Origin of the sequence: Enterococcus gallinarum, assembly GCF_021496385.1 — a bacterium.
Lineage (GTDB): Bacteria > Bacillota > Bacilli > Lactobacillales > Enterococcaceae > Enterococcus_D > Enterococcus_D gallinarum.
In genome coordinates this window covers 1507717-1523609 of the sequence record NZ_CP050816.1, presented here as the reverse complement: position 1 = coordinate 1523609, position 15893 = coordinate 1507717, and the positions used below count along the sequence as shown (strand labels likewise).

Here is a 15893-nt window from a genome sequence, read left to right as displayed (position 1 = left end):
TATTCCAGAGAAATGTCTTGAAATAGTGGGAAAAAGTTGAAAAAAGTGTAAGTAAAATTTAACGTTTTCGGAAAATTACTTGAAAACAACATTTTCCTCTCCCAACAAGTGCCCAAGCTTTCTTTCCATTTCTTCGTCTTTTTTTAGCCAGTTCTCTTCCGTCAGCAACACTTTTTTCCCGTTGCTTTCATAGAACAACACCACAGGAACCCGTCCTCGATGCTTTCTCAGCAACTGCGACAATTCTTGCAAATGGTTCGTCTCAACATCACGTGTGATCTTCAGATAACACGTTTGATCTGTTAGCTGTGCTTGCGCTTTTTCAGCTAGCTCTATTTTATCAGCAATCAGTTGTATTTCACCATTGTAACGACTTACTTCCACTTTTCCTTCAACATACAAGACGGCGTTTTCTGCAACGTCAGATCGTATGTGACGATACAATGTGGGAAAAACAGTGATTGAGACTTCTTTACTAGCATCTGTTCCTTCAAGAAACGCCATTTGCTCTCCTTTTTTTGTACGGATTTCTCGAATTTGACGCACATAAAATAGTATCCGGACACGTTCGTTGGGAACTAAGTCAGCGATTGCTATCGTCTGCTTCAACTGTTGCAGCTTCTGATATTGTTGGACAGGATGACCTGATAAATAAACCCCTAGATATTCTTCTTCCAACGCTAACTTTTGCTCTAAGTCATAATCAGCGACTTCGGCTTCTTTGAGAGCCATTGTCTCTAACAAATCGAGACTGCCGCCACTATAGGTGATATTTTGGATTTTCCCTTCTAATTGGATAAGTGCTTGCTTCCGATTAGTGACCAATTCATCAAACGCACCAATACTTAACAACGGACGGATATAATCTTCTTTCAGCCATTTGTTATTCTTTTGATGCAGGCGCAACAGGAATTGATCTAAGGAGGAGAATGTTCCATTCTCCTTTCGTTCATCTAAAATATCTTGAATCAGGTCTCTACGTATTCCTTTAACACTGCTAAAGCCAAAACGAATCTGTTTTTCCGATTGAAGATAGAAACTATAGCCACTCTTGTTGATGGACGGCGGTAAGATTGTTACACCATACCGAGTCGCTTCATTCAAATATTCTTTTAATTTACCTGGATTATTCCTAACCGAGTGCAATAATGCAGCAAAAAATGGTCCTGGATAATGTACCTTTAAATACGCCATTTGGAAGCCGATAAATGAGTAGGCAAACGCATGAGAACGATTGAACCCGTAATTGGCAAAACGCTCAATATAATCGTAAACTTCTTCTGCTTTCTCCGCGGAAAAATGGTTGGCTACGGCTCCTTCAACAAAATGGCGCCGTTCTTCATCTAGGACGTCTTTTTTCTTTTTGCTGATGGCTCGCCGCAAGATATCTGCTTGACCAAGAGAAAAGCCTGCCATTTTAGAAGCAACTTGCATGATTTGTTCTTGATAAACAATGATTCCATAGGTATTTTGTAAAATCGGCACTAAAGCAGCATCCGGATAAACGACTTTTTCTTGTCCTTTTTTCCGTCGAATAAACGTATCGATATTTTGCATAGGCCCTGGCCGATACAACGCATTGACGGCTGCGATATCTTCGATACTTTCAGGTCCAAGTTTTCGCAAAACATTTCTGATCCCCGCTGACTCAAACTGAAAGATTCCGGCAGTATCGCCTTGCTGAAATAGTCGCAGCACAGCTGGGTCATTTAAAGGAATAGCTTTCTGGGTAACTGTTTCATTTGTAACTCGCTTGATCCCTCTTAAAGTATTGTCAATGATTGAAAGATTCCGTAATCCTAAAAAATCCATTTTTAACAATCCCACTGTTTCCACATCATTCATTGTGAACTGAGTCAAGAGGATCTCATCACTTCCTTGTTGAAGGGGGACTAGGTCCAAGAGATTCTTGTCGCTGATCACCACACCAGCTGCATGGGTGGAAACATGTCGAGGCAATCCTTCCAGTACCTTAGCCACTGCAAACATCGTTTCATTTCGTTCATTGAAGGTAGCCAGTTCTCGTAATTGATTGGATTGTTCATAAGCTAAAGCCAATGTCATTTTTAATGCGTTAGGAATGGCTTTTGACCAGCGATTGGCTTCGCTTTGTGACAAACCAAACACTCGTGAAACATCCCGCAGCACCATTTTGGCCGCCATCGTTCCAAAAGTAGCAATTTGCGCCATGTACTCCTGACCATATTTTTGACGGACATAATGCAAAATCTCATCACGTCTGTTATCAGGAATATCTAAATCGATATCGGGCATAGTATAGCGTTCGGGATTCAAGAAACGCTCAAACAGCAAGTCATATTCAATTGGATCGACATCGGTGATGGCTAATACGAAAGCTACTAATGAACCTGCTGCTGAGCCCCGCCCTGCGCCGGTAACAATTTCGTTCTTGTGAGCAAAATCCATCACATCCCAAATGATCAAAAAGTAATCGTCAAATCCCATTGTATGAATAACGGATAGTTCATAATCCAAACGCTGACGGTAAATATCTGTGACCTGCGTAATACGTTCAGACAACTTTTCAAAACACAGTTTTCTAAGAAAATCAGCCGCATTTTCCCCTTCTTCTAAAGGGAAATGCGGGAGCAAACGTTGATGGAGAGGAATCGTCAGAGTACATTCTTCTGCAATTCGCTGATTATTTACCAATGCTTCTGAATTCTCTCCAAATGCCTGAATCAGTTCCGCAGGCTGTTCTAAATAATACGTTTCGGAAGATTGTTCCTTCGCTTTACGAAAATCTTCGATCTGAGTACCGTTCTTAATATGTTCCATGACTTGAACAGCAAATAGTTCTGCTTGTTCCAATGCTGCTACGGGTTGATAAGCGCACAGCTCAAGACCGTGCTGTTGAAACCACTCTCTTTCTGGCGTTGCCGCTGCTTTTTGAACACCCAGGAAAAGACTCTTTTGATCAAAACGAGCGACAAAGTCTGTCAATGCTCGAGAAAGCTGTGCCAAGTCTTCCGATTGATCTGGAGAGAAACCTTGCCCTTGCGGCAAAATACCAAACAGATCTGGTAACGTTAAGTATTCAGATAGATCCAAATGACCGTTGATCATTTTCTCACTGGAAAGGCGCATCAATAATCGGTAGCCTGATAGATTCTTTGCAAAAAGATACAATGGAAAACGCATAGTGGACGTGCCAAACGTGCAATCGAATAATACACCAATCACAGGTTTGATTCCGGCATTTTGGCATTGCTGATAAAATTCTAAGGCTCCATATAACACATTGTGATCTGCCAGCCCCAAAACTTTATAACCAGCTTTTTTGGCAGCAGCAATATAACGAGGAATTTTGATCGTACTTTGAAGTAAGGAATACGCGCTTAAGGTTGTCAATTGATGATACATAGAAAATCCCTCCGAAAATGATAATTCCGTTTGTTTCTGCTTTATTTCTAATTTGAAAAGAATAAATGAAAATGTGAAAATCTTTACATTGAAATTTTTTGTGATAAACTAAAGTCGAAAAGCAAGATACGCAGAAAAGAGGTGTCGTCATGCGCTACTTAGCAACATTATTTTGGACATTTATCTTAGGCCAAGTTGTCGGCTATCTAGGCAGCTCACTAGCGGGAGCTACTTATGATTTCCAATTGACCTCAATCATCTCTTTGGTAGCAGGTGTACTAATTATCCTTCTTGGTTTGATTGCACCTTCGCCAAAAAAGACAAGTCATTAATAGAAGAAAAACCAGTTACCTTCATTGTAACTGGTTTTTTTTTCTTTTCAACTGAGATCGTGCTTATGAAAATTTTTACGGAAATTAAATGTAGAAAGACAAATATTCAAAAAGACAAACGCACTGGTTACCCAAAACACGGCTGGGTAGCCAAAACTATGGGCAACGGTTGAACCGACCATTGGACCAAGCACTTGTCCAAAGTTAGAAAACATTTGGTTGTAACTATAAATTCGACTAACACCTTCCATTGGGGTGATTTTACTGATCAACGTATTGATCGATGGCATTAACGCACCAGTAGAGAAGCCCAAAAGAAAGCGTAGAACGCCCAATTGGAATGGTGACGTAACAAAGCCCATTGGAATAAAGCAAAGGAATGAAAGCAGTAGTCCTCCTAATAACACTTTATGATTTCCGTAGCGGTCCCCTACTTTACCTAATATTGGCGAAGAAATAATAGCTGAAACACCGGCAATCGATACGATCAATCCGCTGACAAATAAAAGGTTACCTGTATTGCCGCTTAGATCACGGATATATAAAGTCAAAATTGGACTGATACTTGTTACACCAAGTTGCAGGATCAATGAAGTAATAAATAAGCCAATCAATAGTTGTAGGTTTTTGATTTGTCCAAAAATTTCTTTGACAGATAGAAGGTCCCCTTTTTCAACAGGTGCGAAATCTTCTTGAACCAAAAAGATCGTTAGCAGCAATGTGATCAAAAGAACGACCCCTGTGATGATAAATACATTCTTCATACCAAACCACTGTGCTAAAGCACCACCCATAGAAGGCCCGATCAAGTTTCCGGCGATAGCTCCGGTTGCTAAGGTTCCTAGTGCCCAGCCGCTCTTTTCTTTCGGGGCTTGAGAAGCAATCAATGCTGTCGCATTTGGAATATAACCCGAAAGGATCCCCGTAAAGAAGCGCATAATCAATAGCCAGTAGACATTCGGTACAAAGGCTAATGAGCCCATGGTGACTGTCATACCAGCAGCCGCCCGAATCATCATCAATCTGCGACCTTTCTGATCTGCTAAATTTCCCCAAACCGGCGCAATGATTGCAGCTGCAAACGCAGTCACTGAAATTGCCAGACCTGAAAACAGCTCGATTTGGCTTTTTGGCGCCCCCAACTCTTCAATATATAGCGGAATAAACGGCATAACTAAACTAAAACTTGCACCAGTAAAAAAACAGCCAATCCAAGAAATTAGGAGATTTCGTTTCCAATCAATTTTCATGTCAAAACCCTCTTTCTCTTAAACTATACCGCATTTTTTAAAATAGTAAAATTAAAAAAGACAGAAGATTGTGTGATCTGTCTACAAAATAAAACTATCCCCACTACAACCGATTTCGCCTTCTTTGTTCTTTACAGCCCACATAAAGCAGCTCATCGACCAAAGAAAGAATCCGTTATAGTTTGGATAGTTCATTGTCAAAAGCACGACCAGAAATCAGTGCTCTTTATTGATTGGTACTAGCTGATCACAGCTAAAATAATGAAGTTCAAAATAAAGAGAATATTTACGACCCACAAAATTGGAGATACTTCGCGGAATTTTCCTTTTACGACTTTAACGATTGCGTAAAAGATAAAACCAGCTGCGATTCCATAAGAAATGCTGTAACAAAGTCCCATAAAGATCGAAGCAAAGAATGCTGGAACTGCTTCTTCAAGATCCGACCAATTGATATCCGCAAATGAAGCGAGCATCATCACACCGACTAAAATCAATGCCGGCGCTGTTGCTTGAGCAGGGACCACGGAAATCAATGGTGAAAAGAAACTACTAATGGCAAACAAAGCTGCTACTACCACTGAAGTCAATCCTGTTCGTCCCCCAGCACCGATCCCGGCAGCTGATTCAACATAAGTAGTGGTATTAGATGTTCCAAAGATCGCACCGATCGAAGTTGCAATTGCATCGGCAAAAAGGGCTTTGTCCATCTTTGTATTGAACCCTTTACTATCTTCCAACGCTTCTTCGTCTTTTTGAGAAAAGATTCCAGTACGGCGCCCTGTTCCAATAAATGTGCCGATAGTATCAAATGTATCTGAAAGACTAAAGGCAATAATCGTCATGATCACTTGAGGAATTTTAGCAGAATCACTAAACAATGAACCCATTCCCTCTGGGCCAAGCGCAGCGCCAAAAGTTGTTCCAAGTTCATTAATTGAACTTCCCAAAGAGTTTCCTTGCCAATCAATCGTGCTTAAATCGACCACACCCATCAAAATACCAATGATCGTTGTCCCTAAGATACCGATAATAATTGCTCCTCGGACGTTTTTAACCACTAATAACGTTGTTAAAACCAAGCCAATGATTGCCAAGATAACTGGTGCATTATTAAAGTTAGCGAGTGCCGGCACGATGCCTCCATTAAATGAAGCACTAACAATCGTATCACCATCAACAGTTGATCCAGTAACTGCTGCAGTATCCGCGCTGAAACTTAATAGATTGGCATTTTTCAACCCAACGTAAGCAACGAAGATCCCAATCCCACCACCGATGGCATGTTGCATGCTCTCTGGAATGGCATGAATAATCAATTTACGAATTTTAGTGATCGTGATCAAAATATTGATCACACCACAGATAAAGACCATAGCTAATGCTTGTTGCCAAGAATAGCCTAACCCAAAGACAACTGTAAAGGTAAAGAAGGCATTCAATCCCATTCCTGGTGCTTGCGCATACGGTACGTTTGCAAAGAGACCCATGACCAGCGTTCCAATGACAGAGGCAATGATGGTTGCCAGAAAGACTGCTTGAAAAGGCATACCAGATGCGGAAAGAATCGAAGGATTAACAAAAAGAATGTAGCTCATTGCAAAGAAGGTGGTTACCCCAGCCATCACTTCTGTTGAAACAGTTGTTTTATTTTCTTTTAATTTGAAAAACTTTTCCATGTAAATCGTTCACTCCTACAAGATTAGTTAGTGTTTCTGAAAAGAAAAGAATAATTGCACTTTCCATCGAACAATTACAAATTATAGGCGAATCCCCCCTATTCCACAATAAAAAAATTAACAAAAACCAAATATTTTATCCGAACGTTCGTGTTTTATCAAGAAGCTGATTTTTTCCAGAAACTTACCATCCCCCTTTCATCTCTTGTGAAATCAGTAAAATGTGTTACACTTAAACAACTAGAAAAAGAGAATGGAGCGAGTCGAGTGAACAAAAAATTAATTGCCATCGATCTAGACGGCACTACTTTAAATACAGAGTCCCAAATTTCAAAGCGGACATTTGATGTTTTGACACGAGCAACGAAAGCTGGACATTATGTGACCATCGCAACCGGTCGTCCTTTTCGAATGAGTGATCAGTTTTATCGTCAATTAGCCCTAAAAACACCTATGATCAATTTTAATGGAGGTTTGGTACACAAACCTCGTCAAGTATGGGCAAATGAAACAGAATTCTCTGTGTCAAAAGAAATCGCTTTTGAACTAATGGCTCAAAAAGAGAACCTGAACTTAGATTTTGTTGCTGCAGAAAATCGGGAAACCTTTTTTATCGATCAACTTGAAGGCTTTGATCAGCGTTTCTTTTCTTCCGATAGTATCACTGAAGAAAACTTATTGAAGAACATGAAATCTGATCCGACTTCTTTATTGGTCAAAACACAAAATGAATTCGCTGAGTCTGTTGCTCTACGAATCAACGATCAATTCAATGACACGGTTGATGTCCGTACATGGGGCGGTCCTCATGCAATTTTGGAGATTGTTCCAAAAGGGGTCCATAAAGCATTAGGTCTATCAGTGATTTCCGATTATCTGAAGATTGATCCCAAAAATATTATTGCCTTTGGCGATGAACACAATGATCTAGAAATGTTGGAATATGCCGGCTGGGGTGTGGCTATGGCAAATGGAACCGCACAATTAAAATCTATTGCCAATGATGTAACGGATAAAACCAATGCCGAGGACGGCTTAGCTGACTACTTGGAAAATTTATTAGCCCTATAAAAAGACAAAAAGAAACACGAGGATTCGATGTCTCTCCTCTCCAAAGTCTGTATGAAAATGGACTTTAGAGGGACTACATCTGTCCTCGTGTTTTTAAATTGTTTCGTAAATGATTGTTTCTGCCTTAGGAATTTTTTCATCAATGAAGAATACTTTATACCAGGTCAAGAAAGTGTAGATCGTCCAGATTTTCCGTTGAAGTCCTTGTTTACCGGCGCGATGATCAGCCAATAATTGCAAAATCTTTTCTTGGTCAAAGAATTTTGCAGCAAAATCCGCTGTAAATAGTTCTTTGACGGTTTTGTAACCAGTCCCTTCTTTCAGCCATGCCCGAATAGGGACCGGAAAACCTAATTTTTCCCGATTGGCCCATTCTGTTGGGAGGTGACGATTTGCTGCTTGACGAAAGACATCTTTTGTATTGTACTGATTGATCAAATATTTTGTCGGAATCGTCTGTGCTACTTTCATGACTTCAATATCAAGTAATGGCACCCGTAATTCCAAAGAACTAGCCATTGACATCTTATCTGCTTTTAATAAGATGTCTTTGGGCATCCATTGATGAACATCCAAATACTGCATTTTGTTGACTTCTTCATCAAGATCTTTGACTTTTTCATAGTATGGGGCGACGATTTCCGCCACTGATGGACCACTAGTATAGTCTGGATGCAATATCTCAGTGGCTTCTTGCTCTTCAAAGACCAGTGCTTGCCCGATAAAGAAATCTTTTGCAGGTGCGGTGGCTTCATAGAGATGAATTCGTCCATGGAAGTTTCTCATATTACCAATTGTCCGGCCTAATTTGAATCGAATATTCTTAGGTAATTTTTTCAATCCTTGAGCAAATACACGAATCATCTTGGAGTTCGTATGCCAACCATAAGCAGCATAGCCGGCAAATAATTCATCTGCGCCTTCACCAGATTGTACAACACGAACATGTTGCGAGGCGAGATTAGCTAAAAAGTAGAGCGGGACACAACTCGGATTGGAGTCGGGCTCATCCAAATGATACTGGATCAGTGGAAAAGCGTTGAAGGACATCTCGCCATCAATCACCGCTGCTGTATTGTTCAATCCCAGCATCTTGGTCAATTTTCTAGCTTCAATTGCTTCATTATAGGTCTTGTCATCGAATCCAATTGAGAAAGAATGATCTGGACGCAGAACAGCGGCAACATAACTTGAGTCGACACCGCTTGATAAAAATGACCCTACTTCTACATCACTGATTTTGTGTGCAGCAATCGATTCTTGAACGGTATCATCGATTTTTTGGACCCAATCTTCTTTGCTATAGTTTTCTTTATGACTGTAGTCTGCATCCCAATATTCATGAATGTCCATGACGCCATTTTTATAAGTAAAATAGTGACCTTCTTGTAAGCGATAAACGCCTTTAAAGAAAGTCTCGCCATTTAGTGGCGAATATTGAAAAGTCAAATAGGGTTTTAAGGCATCCTTATTCAATTCTTTTTCAAAATCTGGATGTGGTAAAAAACTCTTGATTTCTGAACCAAACATGAATGTACCATTCATTTCCGCGTAATAATAAGGTTTGATTCCGAAATGATCTCTTGCCCCAAAGAGTTCTTGCTTTTCGCGATCCCAAATGGCAAAAGCAAACATGCCGCGAACTCTTTGCAATAAATCAGTTCCCCATTCTTCATACCCATGAAGAAGAACCTCAGTATCTGCATGAGTCGTAAAGACATGTCCAGCTTGGATCAATTCTTCTCTTAAAGATTGAAAGTTATATATTTCACCATTAAAAATGATTACTTTCGTTCCATCTTCATTATAAATAGGCTGCGTACCGCCTTCTAAGTCAATAATCGATAAACGCCGAAAGCCAAGAGCAACTTGGTCATCAATGAATTTTCCAGAACTATTAGGACCGCGATGAATGATTCGATCCATCATCTGTTCAATGATTTCGGCTTTTTGGTCTTTAGTATTAACGAAACCTACAATTCCGCACATATTTTCACATCCATTTTCATTTTCCTTTTTCATTTTCCCTGAAACAAATCTTATCTTACCATAAATTGAGTAAAATTAAATTTAAAAAAAATATAATAAATTAAATATTTAACCCAACAAAAAGAGTTTTTCAAGCAAAACCGCTTCATACCGCTTTTTACTCAGACACTAGAGGAGCTTCCTTACAAATTTGTTATTTGATTTTTTTAGATAACTTCTGTTCTCCTTAATAAATTTTTAGTAAACTTCCTCTACCATTCAGTTATTATTGGACAGACGCCAAGCAACGTGTTATTCTGATCATGGAATTTCGTTATCAACTTAACCGTTGCCTTTCGTTACGAATAACACTGAAAGGAGAATGACTATGACATTCTATAACACAGAACTACAATATCGAGTTACTCTAGATACAAAACTGAACCTTTTTATCGTTTTTGATAAAAAAGATGCTAACCGTTTTGCAACTGGTGTGACGATCGAACAAGCTGTACAAGAATTGACTAAAACTGCATAAGGAGTTCATCCAAATGAAGGATACCGATTCGTACTGAAAGCACCTCGCTAGGACTAATAGCAGGTGCTTTCTTGTTTTGTTATGAAATTAAACAGCTACTCCAACTGCTTTTCCTCTTCTGGCTCTTTCTTTTGTCCACTCTGCTGTTCATCCAACTGCATGATCTCATCTACTGATTCATCCTTCAAAAAAACGGATAGTCCCTTAACAGCTAATTTCGTTTGGCGCATGACATAATCTTTTTCAAACTCAGCCATTTTATCACCTTCTGCTTTCTTGTTCTCTTTCTTCTAGTTTAATCGATTTCGTTCAAAAAAAGAAGCAATGGCATGACATTATCAAAACTCGTTTCCTAAGCTCTCACTGCTTGCCTGAATCAACTAATCAACTCATTAATTAAATTTTATGAGTCGTGTACGATGCTTTTCTCATACCTCGGGCCCCTCCTCCCCATGTCTTTACTTACAAAACAAAAAAAGCCTATCACCAAGGATAGGCCAAACGCTTCAAAGCGTTACTGTAAGGAGAGTACAGGATTTGAACCTGCGCGCCGGGATGAACCGGGTCGGCGGATTTCGAGTCCGCTGCATTACCACTCTGCCAACTCTCCATAACGTTTATTTTCTACTTTTTTCAGAAAAAGTCAAGAAAAAATCTGCAATCCATCCGAAAAAATGGTTGCAGATTCGTTATTATTGAAAAATAAAAATGTCTGTTCTATCTAAAATCCCAGTGATCGTTTCCTCGATCACCTTAATGATTTGTTCCTCCGTTGGCGTAATGATTCCAGCTGACATCAATGAAGCAATGCCGGTAACAACGATCCAAGCACCATTGTGCAAGGCTGTAATCGCTTCTTCCGATAGATCCGCATACTTTGGTTCGGACTTGATCAATTTTTTGAAATAATCAGACGAAAAATCGTGCATCAATTTCCCTCCGCCATAGTCATCTACGAAAAGAGCAATATACAAGTTGTGTTTTTCTTGTGCGAAGTGAATGTAGTTTAATCCTTAATCAATGACTTTATCACCAGTCCGTTCAACAGGAAACACGTTTTCTGAAAGATCTTTGAAGACCGCTTCAACTAAAGTGTTTTTCAAATCCTGCATGTTTTCAAATTCCAAATAAATCGGTTGTGTTGAAATCCCCATTTGCTTTGCTATATTTCGGGCGGTAAAGTTGCCAAATCCTTCTTTATTGATCAACTCATACGCGGCCTTCAAAATATGTTCTCTTGTATAGACCTTTCTTCGCATCAATAAATCCCCCTTTTCCTTTATCTAATTGTAACCGAGATTTTCCAAATTGAAAAACAATATACTCATTTCGTTATCTTATAACTGTCTGAATTGTTCTACAATTATATCCACACCGCTATTTGTGAAGTTTTTTACCAATTTAAATAAAATGGTTGCTTTCAAAAAATAAGATATTTTCTTTATTATTAGTTATTTAACTCACCGGATACTTCTCTTGTTGAATTGGAATGAAAAAGGTAAACTAATAGGAGGATTACTTTTCAAGATAGAGAGGCGTTAAAATGCAAGAAACAAATGAGTTATTGTTAGAAACTTGCCTCTTGGCAGGAAAAATCATGATGGAGAATGGTTCCGAAGTTTATCGAGTCGAAGATACCATGAATCGTATCGCTGCTAACGCTGGCGAAGCCAATAGTATCAGTTATGTGACCGCTACAGGCATCTTTATGGGATTACGAAGCAGTCACTACGCTCAAGTTGAAAATGTTCATGATCGTGTGATCAATTTGGAGAAAATAGTGGCCGTCAATCGGCTTTCCCGGTCGTTCGCAGAAAAACAGATCACATTACCGCAGTTGTATGCATCTCTTAAAGAGATCAATCAAGTCACACCAAGCTTTCCTCTCTGGTTACAAGTATTGAGTGCTGGAGTGGTCAGCAGTACATTAATGATTATTTTTGGCGGCAATTGGTCTGATTTCATTGTTACTTTTTTCATTGGCAGCATCGGGTTCATTACAGGTCTCTGGGTGAAAAAAGCGATTGATATCCGCTTTTTGGATATGTTCGTCGCCTCTTTAGTGATTGGCTGCTTAGCGATCCTATCTGTTCGCGGGGGCTTGGCGGGAAATGTTGACAACCTGATCATTGGTGCCGTGATGCCGTTAGTTCCTGGAGTGGCCATCACAAATTCATTTCGTGATATTCTAGCTGGCCATCTGATCAGTGGAACTGCGCGAGGAACTGAAGCTATCTTTACTGCAGCCGCAATCGGCGTAGGAATCGCTACAGTCTTCACCTTGTTTTGGGGGTTATCATGACCATTTTGATTCATGTCTGTTTTAGTTTTTTAAGTACCGTCACCTTTGGCATATTAACAAATATACCGAAACGTGCATTGATTGCAACCGGGATCGCTGGAACTGTTGGATGGATGATTTATTGGCAGCTGCATGAAATGGGTCATGGCATTGGTAGTGCCAATTTTTATGCTGCCTTTGCAGTTGGCTGTGTCAGCATCTTTTTTTCACGACGCAAGAAAATGCCCATGATCATCTTCAATATTCCTAGTTTAGTTCCCTTGGTCCCCGGTGGTCCGGCTTATAAAGCTGTTCGTGAATTTGCCTTGGGAGATAACCTTTTGGGATTAGAGAACCTCATGATTGTTTTGATCACTGCAGGAGCAATCGCGGGCGGGTTTATGATGACGAGTGTCGTTGAAAAGACCATCGCAAGTTGGCAAAACAAACGAAGAGCACGACTTGATAAAGAGGAGACAACTAGGAAATAAATATAAAAAATGAAAGCAATAACTAGAGATGAAAACAACTTGCCTATCGATCACTCGTGATAATTTGTACATGAATTGCTAAATTTTTCTTATTTCAGACTTTAGTACAATGCCTTCTTGCTATTCTTCTTTTATAATAAGGGTATCAAATCTTACAAATTTGTTTGACGAATGTCATTTATTTTGCTGGATTTTTCTAATTACACCACGTATAGTGGAATTAGAAACGAATAAAGGAGATGAAAGTCTGTGAGTATCGCCACTTCTCGTCGTATCATTAATACGATATCAATTATAGGATTAGGGCTATCTATTGCCTTAACGATTTACTTCATTAATCTAGGTGTCTTTAAAGATATTAATGCACTGCGTGGTTTGGTAGGCAACTCTGTTATTTTGGGACCAATCATCTTCATGTTGCTACAAATTTTACAAGTTGTAATTCCGATCATTCCTGGTGGGATATCCAGTGCGGCTGGCGTCTTGATTTTTGGACCATATCTTGGATTTGTCTACAATTATGTTGGCATTAGTATTGGTTCAGTGATCATCTTCTTGCTTGGCAGAAGATATGGTAAACCATTTATCCTCAGTATGATAAGTGATAAAACATATGATAAATATATTGGCTGGTTGGATAACCAAAGTCGATTTGAAAAACTCTTTGCACTTGCTATCTTTTTACCGGTAGCACCGGATGATGCCTTGTGTTTGATGGCTGGACTAACGAATATTTCAGTCAAGAAATTCACTTTGATCATTTTATTGGCAAAACCATTATCGATTTTCTTATATAGTATGGCATTGATTTATGGCGGTACGTTTTTAACAGGGCTATTAGGCGGCTAAGTGCCGGGCTTAATAGCAAAAATAAATACAGGAAATTCCCGAACTATAGATGGTGGTCATTCCTTTCATTACAGGAATCAAACACGATAGTTCGGTTTTTTATAGTCTAGAGTTAGGATGAACAACATGAAATATCTAAAAAATAGTTTGATCAACACTTGGGATTTTCTAAAGGCAAGCGATGCTTATTTTCGAGATGTTCTGCTAATGCATGGTTTCTTGCTTTTTTTGGTTATCCCACTGCTTTCTTCTTCAACAAAATTTATCCTGCGTCGTGGGGGATTAGCCTATTTATCTTTCGACAATATAGGTAGTATTTTTACAGAGCATCCAATGGTTCTATTCTCGCTCTCTCTAATCTTGTTGTTGATTTTATTAGCAGTTTTTTTTTGAGTTTACATTCCTGCTGCTGAGCGTCTATTTCATCAAGAAAAAGCAGCCGGTCCGATTGCGACAGCTGTTGCGAATGACATTTTTACAAATTCGCAAATTACGCCCCATGACCTTTTTGTTTTTCTTGTTTTATTTCTTTTTGATTTTGCCAATTGGCGGGCTAAGTTTTAACTCAGATTTGCTCTCTAAAGTGAAAATCCCTGCTTTTATCATGGATTTCATCTTTACGAATCGTGTATTGATTATCGGAGCCGTGGTTCTTGGCTACTTACTTTTGATTTATCTAGGGATTCGTGTGATTTTTGCTTTACCAGAAATGATCTTACGTGACCTTCCTTTTCGACAGGCCATTCGAGAAAGTTTGCAGACAACGAAACGCCGTTTCTTTGCGATTGTTGGTCAATTTGTCTTTATTGGCGGCGCGATCTTATTCATTTCAACAGTAGGATTTACTTTTTTGATTATCCTGCAAGCGATCATTGAAGAACTTTTCGCTGACTATGCGCTGTATTCAGCAGTCTTCATTATGACGCTCCTTCAACTCGTTTTGTTGTTGAATATCATTTTGTCTACCGTTGCCATCTTCTATATCATTGTTGATTTTATGGACGATGAAGGTTTCTTACCTGAGATACCACAATGGTTCAGTGAAGAACCATTGCCAGCAAGAAATTTTCAACGACTAAAAGCCTCTTTGATTACTGTAGTAGCCGTCTTCTTCGGGGTAGGAGTAAGTTTATACAACATGAATTATCTGACCTCTGCCGCTAATACTCGACCATTGACGATCTCGCATCGCGGCGTCAGCAATGGTCAAGGCGTTCAAAATTCATTAGAAGCACTGCGCTTCACTAGTGAGAACTACCATCCTGATTACGTTGAAATGGATGTTCAACAAACTAGCGATGGTCATTTCATTGTTTATCACGATTTTTCATTTAAAGCGTTGACTGGCTTCAATCAGAAACCGGAGCAATCAACTTTGGCACAAGCACAAAAATTAACCGTCTCTGAAAATGGACAAACGGCTCCGATTGCTACATTTGATGACTATTTATCCTTAGCGAATTCGTTGAATCAGAAATTGCTAGTAGAAATCAAGACACAACAAAAAGATACGACAGCATTAGTCCATTCATTTCTTGAACGCTACCGTGAAAATCTAGCCGAACATGAACATATTCTACAAAGCTTGACCTATAATGTAGTGGAAGAATTGAAACAAGAGGCTCCGGAACTAACTGCTGGGTATATCATGCCCTTCAACATCGTTGGCCCTCCATTAACAAGTGCTGATTTTTTAACGATGGAATATAGTACGATCAACCGCAACTTTGTTTCATCTGCTAAAACGGATCATAAAGATGTCTTTGTCTGGACTCCAAATGATGATGCCGAGATCAGTCGGATGCAGTTCTACGGTGTGGACGGCATCATTACCGATCGGATGGATATTTTGAACCAAACCCTCAGTGAGTCCACCGATGAAATGACTTACTCAGATAAGCTACTGAACTTTGTGATCGGCGTCGGCTAATTCACGCCAGCTAAAAAGAAAGACTGGACTCTAGTCAATAAAGATGAATCAGTGCCTACAAGCTGACTTTTCAGCATGCTGACATAATACATTTTTATTAGCGAGTTCCAGTCTTGTTTT

11 protein-coding genes, 1 tRNA gene and 2 pseudogenes are annotated in these 15893 nt (G+C 39.4%); 7 read left to right on the top strand and 7 right to left on the bottom strand.

The window, feature by feature from the left end:
• Window positions 1–75: 75 nt before the first annotated feature.
• Window positions 76–3384, bottom strand: a complete 3309-nt coding sequence (dnaE, locus tag HED61_RS07505; RefSeq protein ID WP_171918034.1) for a DNA polymerase III subunit alpha — start codon at window positions 3382–3384, stop codon at window positions 76–78.
• A 149-nt stretch (window positions 3385–3533) separates the two neighbouring features.
• On the opposite strand from dnaE, the gene HED61_RS07500 reads away from it, so the two are divergent.
• A complete protein-coding gene (locus HED61_RS07500; RefSeq protein WP_003127855.1) occupies window positions 3534–3716 on the top strand; it encodes a YjzD family protein in 183 nt (60 codons plus the stop codon).
• Window positions 3717–3763: 47 nt separating this feature from the next.
• On the opposite strand, the gene HED61_RS07495 is transcribed toward HED61_RS07500, so the two are convergent.
• Together HED61_RS07495 and HED61_RS07490 are read right to left on the bottom strand one after the other, a co-directional pair.
• Window positions 3764–4966 carry a multidrug efflux MFS transporter gene (locus HED61_RS07495; protein WP_005472097.1) on the bottom strand — a complete coding sequence of 401 codons (1203 nt, stop codon included), beginning with the start codon at window positions 4964–4966 and terminating at the stop codon, window positions 3764–3766.
• A gap of 239 nt (window positions 4967–5205) precedes the next feature.
• A complete protein-coding gene (locus tag HED61_RS07490) occupies window positions 5206–6645 on the bottom strand; it encodes an NCS2 family permease (RefSeq protein ID WP_219645573.1) in 1440 nt (479 codons plus the stop codon).
• A gap of 267 nt (window positions 6646–6912) precedes the next feature.
• On the opposite strand from HED61_RS07490, the gene HED61_RS07485 reads away from it, so the two are divergent.
• Window positions 6913–7716, top strand: a complete 804-nt coding sequence (locus tag HED61_RS07485) for a Cof-type HAD-IIB family hydrolase (protein ID WP_003127852.1) — start codon at window positions 6913–6915, stop codon at window positions 7714–7716.
• Between the two features lie 93 nt (window positions 7717–7809).
• Here the strand turns inward: HED61_RS07485 and asnB are convergent, their stop codons facing one another.
• Window positions 7810–9705 carry an asparagine synthase (glutamine-hydrolyzing) gene (asnB, locus tag HED61_RS07480; protein ID WP_208775203.1) on the bottom strand — a complete coding sequence of 632 codons (1896 nt, stop codon included), beginning with the start codon at window positions 9703–9705 and terminating at the stop codon, window positions 7810–7812.
• Between the two features lie 367 nt (window positions 9706–10072).
• Here asnB and HED61_RS07475 point away from each other — a divergent pair, with 367 nt between their 5' ends.
• Window positions 10073–10222, top strand: coding sequence for a hypothetical protein (locus HED61_RS07475; RefSeq protein WP_003127849.1), 150 nt, complete (start codon window positions 10073–10075; stop codon window positions 10220–10222).
• 95 nt (window positions 10223–10317) lie between these two features.
• Here HED61_RS07475 and HED61_RS07470 read toward each other — a convergent pair whose 3' ends face one another.
• The 3 genes and pseudogenes from HED61_RS07470 to HED61_RS07460 all read right to left on the bottom strand — a co-directional run bounded on the left by HED61_RS07470 (window position 10318) and on the right by HED61_RS07460 (window position 11481).
• Entirely contained in the window at window positions 10318–10479 is a 162-nt protein-coding gene (locus HED61_RS07470) for a hypothetical protein (protein WP_003127848.1), read from the bottom strand.
• 265 nt (window positions 10480–10744) lie between these two features.
• A tRNA-Ser gene (locus tag HED61_RS07465) sits at window positions 10745–10832 on the bottom strand.
• 82 nt (window positions 10833–10914) lie between these two features.
• Window positions 10915–11481 (bottom strand): annotated as a pseudogene (locus HED61_RS07460) (TetR/AcrR family transcriptional regulator).
• A gap of 284 nt (window positions 11482–11765) precedes the next feature.
• Here HED61_RS07460 and HED61_RS07455 point away from each other — a divergent pair.
• The 4 genes and pseudogenes from HED61_RS07455 to HED61_RS07440 all read left to right on the top strand — a co-directional run bounded on the left by HED61_RS07455 (window position 11766) and on the right by HED61_RS07440 (window position 15773).
• Window positions 11766–12524 (top strand): threonine/serine exporter family protein, encoded by a 759-nt coding sequence (locus HED61_RS07455; RefSeq protein WP_171918038.1) that lies wholly within the window; start codon window positions 11766–11768, stop codon window positions 12522–12524.
• On the top strand, window positions 12521–12994 hold the full coding sequence (locus HED61_RS07450) for a threonine/serine exporter family protein (RefSeq protein ID WP_003127845.1): 474 nt from the start codon (window positions 12521–12523) through the stop codon (window positions 12992–12994). Before HED61_RS07455 ends, HED61_RS07450 begins: the two co-directional genes overlap by 4 nt.
• A gap of 249 nt (window positions 12995–13243) precedes the next feature.
• Window positions 13244–13843, top strand: a complete 600-nt coding sequence (locus HED61_RS07445) for a TVP38/TMEM64 family protein (RefSeq protein WP_003127844.1) — start codon at window positions 13244–13246, stop codon at window positions 13841–13843.
• Between the two features lie 126 nt (window positions 13844–13969).
• Window positions 13970–15773 (top strand): annotated as a pseudogene (locus HED61_RS07440) (glycerophosphoryl diester phosphodiesterase membrane domain-containing protein).
• Window positions 15774–15893: the final 120 nt, after the last annotated feature.

Excerpts from the sequence above, each read along its gene's own strand:
- HED61_RS07500 (WP_003127855.1), top strand. The coding sequence starts at position 3,534 with ATGCGCTACTTAGCAACATTATTTTGGACATTTATCTTAGGCCAAGTT.
- asnB (WP_208775203.1), bottom strand. The coding sequence starts at position 9,705 with ATGTGCGGAATTGTAGGTTTCGTTAATACTAAAGACCAAAAAGCCGAA.
- HED61_RS07475 (WP_003127849.1), top strand. The coding sequence starts at position 10,073 with ATGACATTCTATAACACAGAACTACAATATCGAGTTACTCTAGATACA.
- dnaE (WP_171918034.1), bottom strand. The coding sequence starts at position 3,384 with ATGTATCATCAATTGACAACCTTAAGCGCGTATTCCTTACTTCAAAGT.
- HED61_RS07455 (WP_171918038.1), top strand. The coding sequence starts at position 11,766 with ATGCAAGAAACAAATGAGTTATTGTTAGAAACTTGCCTCTTGGCAGGA.
- HED61_RS07490 (WP_219645573.1), bottom strand. The coding sequence starts at position 6,645 with ATGGAAAAGTTTTTCAAATTAAAAGAAAATAAAACAACTGTTTCAACA.
- HED61_RS07470 (WP_003127848.1), bottom strand. The coding sequence starts at position 10,479 with ATGGCTGAGTTTGAAAAAGATTATGTCATGCGCCAAACGAAATTAGCT.
- HED61_RS07450 (WP_003127845.1), top strand. The coding sequence starts at position 12,521 with ATGACCATTTTGATTCATGTCTGTTTTAGTTTTTTAAGTACCGTCACC.
- HED61_RS07495 (WP_005472097.1), bottom strand. The coding sequence starts at position 4,966 with ATGAAAATTGATTGGAAACGAAATCTCCTAATTTCTTGGATTGGCTGT.